The organism is uncultured Maritalea sp. (genome assembly GCF_937139385.1).
Lineage (GTDB): Bacteria > Pseudomonadota > Alphaproteobacteria > Rhizobiales > Devosiaceae > Maritalea > Maritalea porphyrae_A.
Map to the genome: position 1 here is coordinate 1 of NZ_CAKZPW010000267.1, position 10,671 is coordinate 10,671.

At 50.1% G+C, this 10,671-nt stretch carries 11 protein-coding genes; 5 read left to right on the forward strand and 6 right to left on the reverse strand.

The window, feature by feature from the left end:
• Positions 1–1,317, forward strand: a 1,317-nt coding sequence (locus Q0231_RS10970; RefSeq protein ID WP_299347704.1) for a peptidoglycan DD-metalloendopeptidase family protein, incomplete at its 5' end; no start/stop codon positions are given.
• Positions 1,318–1,349: 32 nt separating this feature from the next.
• Here Q0231_RS10970 and Q0231_RS10975 read toward each other — a convergent pair.
• On the reverse strand, positions 1,350–2,216 hold the full coding sequence (locus tag Q0231_RS10975; RefSeq protein WP_299347705.1) for an ATP-binding protein: 867 nt from the start codon (positions 2,214–2,216) through the stop codon (positions 1,350–1,352).
• Between the two features lie 161 nt (positions 2,217–2,377).
• On the opposite strand from Q0231_RS10975, the gene yajC reads away from it, so the two are divergent.
• From yajC to Q0231_RS10995, 4 genes are read left to right on the forward strand one after another with little or no spacing between them, the layout of a single operon-like run.
• Positions 2,378–2,725, forward strand: a complete 348-nt coding sequence (gene yajC, locus Q0231_RS10980; protein WP_269394285.1) for a preprotein translocase subunit YajC — start codon at positions 2,378–2,380, stop codon at positions 2,723–2,725.
• A 33-nt stretch (positions 2,726–2,758) separates the two neighbouring features.
• Positions 2,759–5,296: a protein translocase subunit SecD gene (gene secD, locus Q0231_RS10985; RefSeq protein ID WP_299347706.1), complete on the forward strand. Its 2,538-nt coding sequence runs from the start codon at positions 2,759–2,761 to the stop codon at positions 5,294–5,296.
• Positions 5,297–5,689 (forward strand): MTH938/NDUFAF3 family protein, encoded by a 393-nt coding sequence (locus Q0231_RS10990; RefSeq protein ID WP_299347711.1) that lies wholly within the window; start codon positions 5,297–5,299, stop codon positions 5,687–5,689. It begins immediately after the preceding gene.
• Positions 5,690–5,695: 6 nt separating this feature from the next.
• Entirely contained in the window at positions 5,696–6,547 is an 852-nt protein-coding gene (locus Q0231_RS10995; protein WP_299347707.1) for a squalene/phytoene synthase family protein, read from the forward strand.
• On the opposite strand, the gene trmFO is transcribed toward Q0231_RS10995, so the two are convergent.
• From trmFO to uvrA, 5 genes are all read right to left on the reverse strand, one after another.
• The gene (trmFO, locus tag Q0231_RS11000; RefSeq protein ID WP_299347708.1) at positions 6,544–7,950 is read right to left on the reverse strand and encodes a methylenetetrahydrofolate--tRNA-(uracil(54)-C(5))-methyltransferase (FADH(2)-oxidizing) TrmFO; all 1,407 of its coding nucleotides are present in this window, start codon (positions 7,948–7,950) and stop codon (positions 6,544–6,546) included. The two genes, Q0231_RS10995 and trmFO, sit on opposite strands and share 4 nt — an antisense overlap.
• Before the next feature lie 116 nt (positions 7,951–8,066).
• Complete coding sequence (locus Q0231_RS11005; protein WP_269394281.1) at positions 8,067–8,216, reverse strand: DUF1127 domain-containing protein; 150 nt, start codon at positions 8,214–8,216, stop codon at positions 8,067–8,069.
• Positions 8,217–8,431: 215 nt separating this feature from the next.
• On the reverse strand, positions 8,432–8,581 hold the full coding sequence (locus Q0231_RS11010; RefSeq protein WP_299347709.1) for a DUF1127 domain-containing protein: 150 nt from the start codon (positions 8,579–8,581) through the stop codon (positions 8,432–8,434).
• Positions 8,582–8,706: 125 nt separating this feature from the next.
• On the reverse strand, positions 8,707–8,874 hold the full coding sequence (locus tag Q0231_RS11015; protein WP_269394278.1) for a hypothetical protein: 168 nt from the start codon (positions 8,872–8,874) through the stop codon (positions 8,707–8,709).
• A gap of 136 nt (positions 8,875–9,010) precedes the next feature.
• A partial coding sequence (gene uvrA, locus Q0231_RS11020) for an excinuclease ABC subunit UvrA (RefSeq protein ID WP_299347710.1) occupies positions 9,011–10,671 on the reverse strand: 1,661 nt, incomplete at its 5' end.

Below are 10,671 nucleotides of genomic sequence, written 5' to 3' on the forward strand. Positions count from 1 at the left end.
TCGGTAAATACAGCTACGAACGCCAATCTTGCACAAGCCATGCCAAATGCGGTTGCTGCAACGCAGCTGCCGCCCGCCGGGCAATATCTAAGCGCATCAAATTCAAGGGCACCATACATTCCAGCTGCGACTGTAGGCCCCTCCGTAAATACACAAAATATCGATACAAGAGACCCGCTCACATCGGGCGTATATCCACAGGTTCAGGCAGCCCCAGTACTGGGGCAGTCGGCTGCGTCGCAATCTCAGATTGTTCGTCAGCAATTGCCCACTTTGACCCCAATTACAGTAACGAGTACCCAGTCAATGCCCGCAATGCCTTCTCTAGCTGAAGTTGATCTCAACACAGCGCCAAAAATCGACAATACAACCACCGCGAGTATCGCAGGCGCGCTTGCACCGCGCGCAGTGCCAGACAATGCGTTTACCCACAAAATAGAGGCGGGCGAATCGCTATATGCAATCGCGCGCCGTTATGACGTGACAACGGATTCAATCGTTGCCGCAAATGGAATGATTTCGCCGGACAGAATTTTCGTTGGACAGGACATTATTGTCCCAGGTCGTCCCGGTATGGTGGCACCAAAATATACCACGCCAGATGTCAAAGCGACTGTAGCACCTGTAAAAGTGGCTTCAGCTTCTACACCACCGGCTGCTATTCCAACTGCCGCGCCTGCGGTGTCTGCAAGTGCTGCAAAGCCTGCGGAACCGGTTGTTCCAACGCCAACTGCTGCGGTGGCGCCTAAAACGGTGGAAACAGCTGAGGTTGCGCCAAGACCGATTTCTCGACCTACTGGCCTAGCAACAACAGCACCCAAAGCGGCTGTCGCCACCACGCCTGAAAAGGCGGAAGAACCAAAACCAGCACCAGCTGAAAAAGTCACCACGACCGCTTCAATTGCGCCAGTGAAGGTCGAAACGCCACAGGCAAAAGCACCCCAAGCCGTTGCAGGTTCTTTCCGTTGGCCTGTTAAAGGTCGGGTCATCGCAGATTTCCGTGCCTCGAAGAACACAGGTGTAAACATTGAAGTTCCAGAAGGCTCATCGATCCGCGCTGCCGAAAATGGCGAAGTCATTTATGTGGGTAGCGCTGTAGAGGGCTTTGGAAATCTGGTGTTGATCAAGCATAGCAATGGCTACGTGTCTGCATATGCACACCTTAAAGACATTACAGTTGCCAAAGGGGCCGCAGTAAATCGTGGTGATTCTATCGGCACAGCGGGCATGACCGGCGCAGTGAGCCGGCCGCAGTTGCATTTCGAATTGCGCAAAGGGGCAACGCCAGTTGATCCATTGCCGCTTCTTGCAAGCTAAGAAAGCTTGAAATTTAAGCGCTAAGGCCAGTCCTAAAAGAGGGACTGGCCTTTTTTGCCTGCCAAGTGGCGCACGAACTGAATGGCCACGCGGCCAGAGCGTGCCCCACGGGTCGCTGCCCACTCAATAGCGTTGGCGCGCAATTCCTCCGCATCCACATTAATTTGATAATGCGCGCAATAATGACTCACCATATCCAAATATGTCTGTTGATCGCAGTTGTGGAACCCCAACCACAAACCAAAACGATCAGAAAGCGATACTTTCTCATCAATTGTTTCGCTTGAATGAATGGCAGCGCGCGTTTCGTTCTCCACCATATCGCGGGGCATCAAATGGCGCCGATTTGATGTAGCATAAAACAGCACATTACTTGGTCTGCCCTCCAAGCCACCATCTAGTACCGATTTGAGGGCTTTGTAGTCCATTTCGTCTTTGTCGAACGACAAGTCATCGCAGTAGATCAAGAACTGCGCGTCGGCCTGCGCAACGCAACGCATAAGCGACGGCATTGTTTGAATGTCTTCACGATGAATTTCGATTAAAACTAAGCGGCGAAATGATGTGTCGCTTGCGGATTTTTGCAATATATCTGCGTGCAGTGCTTTGACGATGGAACTCTTGCCCATGCCTTTTGCACCCCACAGTAGTGCGTTATTTGCCCCAAGTCCTTTGGCAAATTGTTCGGTATTCTGGGATAGGATCGATTTTTGATTGTCAATTCCAAGCAGCAAGCCCAATGCAATAAAATTCACTTTGTCGACTGGCTGCAAGCATTGGTTTTGACCGTTCCATTGATAAGCATCTGCGGTTGTGAGTTCTGCAGATTGCTTTAGATCCCGACCTGCAAGGATCGCAAGCGAACGCGCAATGTCCAAAAGCACATGTTTCTTTTTCATTTAATATCCAATCTTTGCGTGAAAAGCTTTGTTTGCCTTTGCATTTGCAAATTTGCACCTATATATTCCCGCACGATCTGAGACCATAACGCGACGAACCGATTTGAGCCCATTTAAGTGGAAATGTTCACGGTTTAAAAGTCGATCTAAGGAGTATCCGTATGTTTGTAACACCAGCATTTGCGCAAGCAGCAGCACCCGGCGCAGCTGATTACCTCACCAGCTTGATGCCGATCTTGCTGATTATCCCGATTTTCTACTTCTTGATTATCCGGCCACAACAAAAGCGCGTAAAAGAACAAGCGAATATGCTCGAAGCAATCCGCCGCGGTGATACCATTGTGACCAGTGGTGGTCTTGTGGGGAAAGTTGTTCGCGTGAAAGACGACAGCGGTGAGTTGGAAGTTGAACTTGCTGAAAACGTTCGCGTAAAGGTTGTTCGCTCAATGGTTGCTGATGTTCGCACCAAAGCTGAGCCCGTGAACGACAACAAAACTGACAAGAAATAGTTCAGCTAACAGACAAGAAGATCTGACTCGCTCATGTTACAATTCTCCCCAATTCGCGCCGCTTTGATACTTATCGTGTCATTGGCTGGTATTTTGTTCACACTTCCAAATCTTGTATCACAGCAAACACTTGCTTCGTTGCCGGATTGGATGCCAAAGCAGCAGATTGTGCTCGGCCTTGATCTTCAAGGCGGTTCGCACTTGTTGCTCCAAGTGAACAAAGAAGAACTTGTTACTGAGCGTGTCAAAGAACTTCGCCGTGAGGCGCGGTCGTTGCTGGCAAATGACAATGCCATCGGTCACATCATCAAGACCGATGGTACGCTTTTGACCATTGAATTGACAGATTCTGCTCAGTTCGAATTGGCAAAAAATGCAATTCAGGATCTTAATATCCCTCTTGCCACAGTAATTGGCGGCGTCGGTGGTGTGAATGAGATCAGTTTTGGGGAAACCGCCGACGGCAAATTGACGATGCAACTCACAGACGAGGGTATCGAAGAGCGCTTGTCATCAGTTGTTGCACAATCAATTGAAGTTGTGCGCCGCCGAATTGACGAATTGGGCACTACTGAGCCAACAATTCAACGTCAAGGTAGTGACCGAATTTTGGTCCAAGTCCCGGGTTTTGATGATTCTCAGCGGTTGAAAGATCTGATTTCGCAAACTGCGCGACTTACTTTCCATATGGTTCACCCAACAATCACAGCGGCGCAAGCCAAAGTGCAGGGACTTCCCGTAGGGACTTTCATTTTGCCCAGCCAAGCAGGTGGCGAAGAGTTGCTAATGGAAGACGTGGCTATTGGCGGAGAGTCGTTGGTTGATTCTCAACCTGGCTTTGACTCCCAATCGGGTCTTGCAATTGTAACTTTCCGTTTTGATACGCGCGGCGCTGTTGTTTTTGCTGAACTAACCGGAGCAAATGTCGGTCAACGGTTCGCCGTTGTTTTGGACGGGCAAGTCATAACAGCGCCAACGATCCAAACGGCCATTCCTGGTGGTTCCGGGCAGATAACAGGTAACTTTACCGCTGAAAGTGCAAATGACCTTGCCGTGTTGTTGCGCGCCGGTGCTTTGCCCGCGACACTTGATATTATTGAAGAACGCTCTGTGGGCCCAAGTCTGGGTGCTGATAGTGTGCAAGCAGGTCAAATTGCTGGCTTGGTTGGCGGCATTTTGGTGATTGCATTCATGCTGGCGGCCTACGGTGTATTCGGAATTTTCGCGAATATCTCGCTGGTCATCAACATTTTCCTCGTCATGGGCGTTTTGTCTGTACTTGGTGCAACGCTTACTTTGCCAGGCATTGCAGGTATCGTATTGACGATTGGTATGGCGGTTGATGCGAACGTGTTGATCTATGAGCGTATCCGCGAGGAAAAGCGCGCAGGTCGGTCTGTCGTGCAGGCAATTGAAGCTGGCTTCCAGCGGGCGTTTGCAACAATCGTGGATGCTAACGTCACCACGCTGATTGCCGCTGTCATTCTGTTTTTCCTTGGTTCAGGACCAATCCGTGGCTTCGCGATTACGTTGGCCATTGGTATTCTGACAACGATGTTTACGGCATATCTTTTGACGCAATTCCAAATTGCTCGCTGGTTTGCTTGGTTCCGCCCAAAGGAGTTGAAGGTTCACTTGCTGCAGCTCTTGCCTGATGGAACGGCCTTTAAATTTATGGACCGAAAGGTCATCGCCTTTGCGTTTTCTTCAGTGTTGTTGGTCGGGTCCATTGGTCTTTTCTTCACCCAAGGCTTGAACTTGGGCATTGATTTTAAGGGCGGTTCTTCGATTGAAGTTCAAGCGACAGCTGATCAAGCGGATATCGCGGACATTCGTTCGCGGGTTGGTGAGCTTGGTTTGGGCGACGTTCAAGTGCAAGAATTTGGCAGTGCAAAAGACGTTCTGATCCGAATTGAAACCCAAGATGGCGGCGATACGGCCCAGCAAGAAGCTGTGACCAAAGTTGTTGATTCCATAAAGGGTGACTACGAAGTGCGACGCACTGAGGTGGTTGGTCCAACGGTTTCGGGTGAGCTGGCACAAACTGGCACCATTGCCGTTATAGCGGCTATTATTGCTGTTCTTGGCTATATTTGGATGCGGTTTGAATGGCAATTCGCAGTTGGTGCTGTCGCTGCCTTGGTGCATGACGTTGTGCTGACTATTGGCATGTTTGCCATAACAGGTTTTGAGTTCAATCTTGCCTCTATTGCAGAAATTCTAACGATTGTAGGATATGCGCTCAACGAGACGCTGGTGGTCTATGACCGCGTGCTAGAAAACCTGCGCGACTACCGCAAGATGCTGATGAGCGACCTGCTTAATATGTCGATCAACCACACGTTGTCGCGCACTATTCTAACCTCGGTCACAACAATTTTGGCGTTGACAGCGCTTGTGATTTTTGGTGGCGAAGTCATCCGGAGTTTCACATTCGCTATGGCGTGGGGCGTGATTGTTGGAACATACTCATCAATCTTTGTTGCCGCTCCTCTTTTGATGAACTTCAAATTGAGCGCGCGCGCGGAAGAGGAAAAAGCTGAGCAACGCGCCGATGGCGCGTCTGTGTAAATCGTGTCACAAATCGCAGACGGTCATTACAAATATCAGGTTCCCATCGATGCCTATGGCAACGGTGGGTTCCGCTTTCAAGACATGTCACACATTGGTTCGCTTTTGTGCCTGCCATCAGGTATGCACAAATGGGCGATAACCAATGCCAAACAATTGGACGAATTGGACTTCACGCAGATATTTGAGAGAAGCGACGAAATTGACGTCTTTCTTATTGGCACAGGCAAAGATATCGCGTTCATTGATGAGAGTATTCGAGAAAAGTTCCGCGAACACGCAATCATTCTTGAGCCAATGAGCACGGGTGCAGCCGTTCGCACCTATAACGTGCTGATGGCGGAAAAACGTGCAGTTTCGGCCGGTTTTATCGCAATTGAACGTGCTGAATAAAGCGCTATGCAAACAGGCACCAACCAACGGCACGTTGCTGAAGAATTGAACAAGATATCGCGAGACGACTATCTGGCAACACTATTTATGCCAGAAGATGTGCGCCCAGACGTGCAAGCCCTAGCGGCTTTTGCTGCTGAGCTGCGTGTGGTTCGTCAGCGGGTTTCAGAGCCCACACCAGGTGAAATCCGCCTGCAGTGGTGGCACGACGCGCTAGAGGGTAAAGGTCATGGTACTGTGCGCGCCAACCCTATTGCGGACAGATTGTTGGTAGCGATTGAAAAACACCGACTTCCCACGGTGCCTTTAAAACGCATGATTGCCGCTCACAGATTTGATCTATATGACGACCCCATGCCGGACGTGAACCAGTTTGAGGGATACGCGGGCGAAACCCGCGCATGCATTTTCCAGTATTTCGCCATGATGTTGGGAGACAAGAGCGCTGATCCAGCGATCTATGCAGAGGCCGCCGGCCATTTGGGGGTTGCAACAACCTACACGCAACATTTGCTAGCCTTTGGCTACAATAGCGCCAAGGGACAGATCTATTTGCCATTAAGCGTGTTCAATTCCTTTGGTATTGATGACAAGTCTATCCTCGCTGGACAGAACACAGAATCCTTGCGCCAAGCGATTGGTGCGCATGGTGAAGCGGCCAGCGCGCACCTTGCTCTGGCACAAAATGCAATCAAGTTGTTACCTAAGCCGGCGAGAATTGCCTTTGTCCAAAGCGCTGTTTGCGCATTGCAGCTGCGATATCTCCGAACGCAAAAGGAAAATCCCTTTGTAGCCGGTGCCGGTCGCTCAGAAATGCGTAAGATGATCTCAATGTTTGCCTATGCAGCAAAGAATTAGGCCCAACCTTTTAAGTCTTCCAACGCACGTTTTGTCATAAGAAGCTTTTTGGCCTTCGCTTTGTCTGGACCGCGCCATCTCCCAATGTGACCCTCTGGTTTTGTGGGTTTTTCAACAGGCGGAAACAGGCCAAAATTCACATTCATCGGCTGGAATGATTTGATGCCATTTGTTTCATCTGCCAAATGACCGCCGGTAATATGGTGCACGAGCGCACCCATGGCCGTCGTAGGTGGTGGTGGCGCAAGTTCTTCGCCCTTTGCTTGTGCTGCAGCCATTCTGCCAACAACCAAACCAAGTCCGGCGCTTTCTACGTATCCTTCAACACCAGTCACTTGGCCAGCAAAACGCAAACGAGGTTCTGCTTTCAATCGCAATTGTTGGTCTAGTAACTCAGGTGAGTTCAAAAATGTATTGCGATGCAACCCGCCCAGTCGCGCAAATTGAGCATCTTCCAAACCTGGGATCATCCGTAAAATATCGGCCTGAACTCCATATTTGAGTTTGGTTTGAAACCCAACCATGTTCCAGAGGGTGCCCAGTGCATTGTCTTGGCGTAGTTGTACAATCGCGTGGCACTTAACGTCCGGGTTTCTAGGGTTTGTCAAACCAACAGGCTTCATAGGGCCAAACCGCAGCGTTTCTCGACCGCGCTCTGCCATCACTTCAATCGGCAAGCAGCCGTCAAAATATGGGACATTTTCCCACTCTTTGAATTCGGTTTTTTCCCCAGCTAGCAATGCGTCGATGAAGGCATTATATTGCTCTTCATCCATTGGGCAGTTCAAATAGTCTGCGCCTGTGCCGCCCGGACCCGCTTTGTCGTATCTCGATTGTGCCCACACAACATCCATATTGATTGAGTCTTTGTGGATGATTGGAGCTATCGCGTCGAAGAAAGAAAGCGAGTCTGAATTGGTGATCGACTGTATGCCTTCCGCCAGGGCCGGGGAGGTCAGCGGTCCCGTCGCCAAGATGACGTTGTCCCAGCCTTGGGGGGGGAGACCGGCGACTTCGGCACGATCAATCGTAATATTGGGATGAGCCTCAAGTGCCGCCGTTACGTCGCTAGAAAAAGCGTCTCGGTCAACAGCCAGAGCGCCGCCAGCGGGCAATTTGTGTTTTTCTGCCGACTGCATGATGATCGAATTGCAGCGGCGCATTTCTTCATGCAGCAAACCAACGGCATTATACTCATGATCGTCGGATCTAAAGCTGTTTGAACACACCAACTCTGCCAAGCCATCCGTATGGTGAGCGTCAGTTTTACGTACGGGACGCATTTCGTGCAGCACTACGGTTGCACCTAGTTCAGCGGCCTGCCAAGCAGCTTCAGAGCCTGCTAACCCACCACCAACAACGTGAATAGTTTTTGAAGAATTTGTCATAGACCGCACATACATTCATTGAAAATTTTGGGCAACAAAAAAGGCCCATAATATGCAAAACACCCGCGACTTCTTTTGAAGTGCGGGTGTTCAAAGGTCTTGGAGGCCAGTGTCTAGTGCAAAGCTTAGCACTAGATACGAGAAGCTTGCTCGCGTGCCAAAGGCTGAATGTCGCCACGGTTGATGCCAAGGTCATTCAATTCACGGTCATCAAGAGCGCTCAACTCACGTACTGTCTGACGATAAGAAGCCCAGCGACGAAGTGTTTTTCCGAAATCCATTGCTCATCTCCTAGATAAGTTAATGCGTTGTTGTTGACCTGAACTTAGTGAGGTTTGACGCGAACGAGTAGATAGAGAATGTGCAATTCGTCTATGCGTTTGATGCATGGCTAGATTTGCGCGCGTGCGAACAAAACAAAACACCCGCCACTTCGTTTAAAGTGCGGGTGTCGTGAATTTCGTATACTGATGATTTGATCAGCAAGCAAAACTGATTAGATGCGCTCTGCTTGTGAACGCGCAACAGCTGCAATGTCGCCACGGCTGATGCCGAGGTCATTGAGGCCGCGTTCGTCAAGTGAATTCAAAGCGCGTAAAGTTTTGCGATAAGATGCCCAGCGGCGTAGTGTGTTTCCCAAAGCCATGATCATTCTCCTGTTGAATGCATTGGTTGTTGTTTGATGACCTTCATATAGGCCCGCACTGTGAGATTGAGTAGACCCTGTTGCCGCACATCACCCATGCACAAACCGCAGGTCTGGTTAACATGCTAGCGCGTCAAGTTCGCGTGACGATCGTTTTGTTGTACGGGCATACGGAACTCACGGCTGTAGATGCCTAGCATATCGGCATTGTCATGGATGTTGGTGTCCAACTCACGCAGGTGTTGACGCATATTGAATAGGTCGATGAACGACTGAATGCTCGTGTTTCGCATGGTGCTGCCTTTGCAAGATTCTAAGTATGACCGAGCATACCAAGCTCCGCACGCAAGCAGCACTGCCAAAAAACGTAGTGCAGCCATGCACTATCAACAGGCCAAACACATCAAGTTGTCATACCTATCAGATACTCTATTCAGCCGCTGCTCGCTGTCCTGAGCGACGATCGAACAATTCTTTCAAAAAGCGACCGGTGTGTGAGCGTTTTTCGGCAATAATTGCTTCTGGCGGACCTTCGGCAACAATTTCACCACCGCCGTCACCACCTTCTGGTCCCAAATCAATAATCCAATCGGCTGTCTTGATGACCTCAAGATTATGTTCAATAACCACAACTGTGTTACCTTGGTCCACGAGTTCGTGAAGGACTTCTAGTAGCTTGGCAACATCATGGAAGTGTAATCCGGTTGTTGGTTCATCAAGCACGTAGAGTGTCCGACCAGTCGCTCGCTTTGAAAGCTCTTTTGAGAGCTTAACCCGTTGCGCTTCTCCCCCTGACAGGGTGGTTGCAGGTTGACCAACCTTTACATACCCAAGCCCAACGCGCTGCAGCGTCAGCATCTTGTCTCGAATAGAAGGCACAGCTGAAAAGAACTGAACTGCCTCATCAACAGTCATGTCCAACACGTCAGATATCGATTTTTCTTTGAACATGACCTCAAGTGTTTCGCGATTATAGCGTTTGCCTTTGCATGTATCGCAAGTCACATAAACGTCCGGCAGGAAGTGCATTTCGATCTTGTTCACACCGTCGCCCTGGCACGCCTCACACCGCCCGCCTTTAACGTTGAATGAAAAGCGTCCTGGCGCATATCCACGTGCCTTTGCTTCAGGCAATCCAGCGAACCATTCTCGAATTGGCGTAAAAGCACCCGTGTAAGTCGCGGGGTTAGACCGTGGGGTCCGCCCAATTGGGCTTTGATCGATATCGATGACCTTATCAAGAAACTCGAGGCCCAAGAGCTGATCATGTGGGGCAGGGGTTACCCGCGCGCCATTTAGTCTGCGCGCAATCGCTGTGTACATCGTATCAAGCAAAAGAGTGGATTTGCCGCCACCTGAAACACCAGTAACAGCAACAAATGTTCCAAGCGGAATATCAACGGAAACATTCTTCAAATTGTTGCCGGTCGCGCCTGTAATGCGGATGCGACGGGTGTCAGATAAGGGGCGTCGCTCTTCAGGGATTTTTACGCCCAGCTCGCCGGATAAATACCGACCCGTTAGGCTCTTTTTGTTTTTGATAATGTCTTGCGGTTTGCCTTGTGCAACGATTTCGCCACCGTGAATGCCGGCACCCGGACCAATATCAACCACATAATCGGCAGTTAACACCGCGTCTTCGTCATGCTCCACAACAATGACCGTGTTCCCAAGATCGCGCAAGCGACGCAAGGTTTCCAGCAACCGCGCATTGTCACGTTGGTGCAAACCGATGGATGGTTCGTCAAGTACATAGAGCACACCGGTCAAGCCGGAACCGATTTGGGAAGCCAATCGTATGCGCTGGCTCTCGCCCCCAGAAAGGGTGCCAGAATTTCTTGAAAGAGAAAGATAATCCAATCCAACGTCGACGAGAAAATTCAACCGATCACGAATTTCCTTCATGATCCGCTCACCGATTTCGCGTTGCGTTGGGTTCAACCGGTCGCCAAGGTGCTCAAACCATTCGTAGGCTTCGCGAATTGACTTTTTCGACACATCGCTGATGTGCAACCCGTCAATTTTGACAGCCAAGGCTTCTGGCTTAAGACGATTGCCGTCGCAGACCTCACAAGGCGCACGCGACATAT

Excerpts from the sequence above, each read along its gene's own strand:
- Q0231_RS10975 (WP_299347705.1), bottom strand. The coding sequence starts at position 2,216 with ATGAAAAAGAAACATGTGCTTTTGGACATTGCGCGTTCGCTTGCGATC.
- yajC (WP_269394285.1), top strand. The coding sequence starts at position 2,378 with ATGTTTGTAACACCAGCATTTGCGCAAGCAGCAGCACCCGGCGCAGCT.
- secD (WP_299347706.1), top strand. The coding sequence starts at position 2,759 with ATGTTACAATTCTCCCCAATTCGCGCCGCTTTGATACTTATCGTGTCA.
- Q0231_RS10995 (WP_299347707.1), top strand. The coding sequence starts at position 5,696 with ATGCAAACAGGCACCAACCAACGGCACGTTGCTGAAGAATTGAACAAG.
- trmFO (WP_299347708.1), bottom strand. The coding sequence starts at position 7,950 with ATGTATGTGCGGTCTATGACAAATTCTTCAAAAACTATTCACGTTGTT.
- Q0231_RS11005 (WP_269394281.1), bottom strand. The coding sequence starts at position 8,216 with ATGGATTTCGGAAAAACACTTCGTCGCTGGGCTTCTTATCGTCAGACA.
- Q0231_RS11010 (WP_299347709.1), bottom strand. The coding sequence starts at position 8,581 with ATGGCTTTGGGAAACACACTACGCCGCTGGGCATCTTATCGCAAAACT.
- Q0231_RS11015 (WP_269394278.1), bottom strand. The coding sequence starts at position 8,874 with ATGCGAAACACGAGCATTCAGTCGTTCATCGACCTATTCAATATGCGT.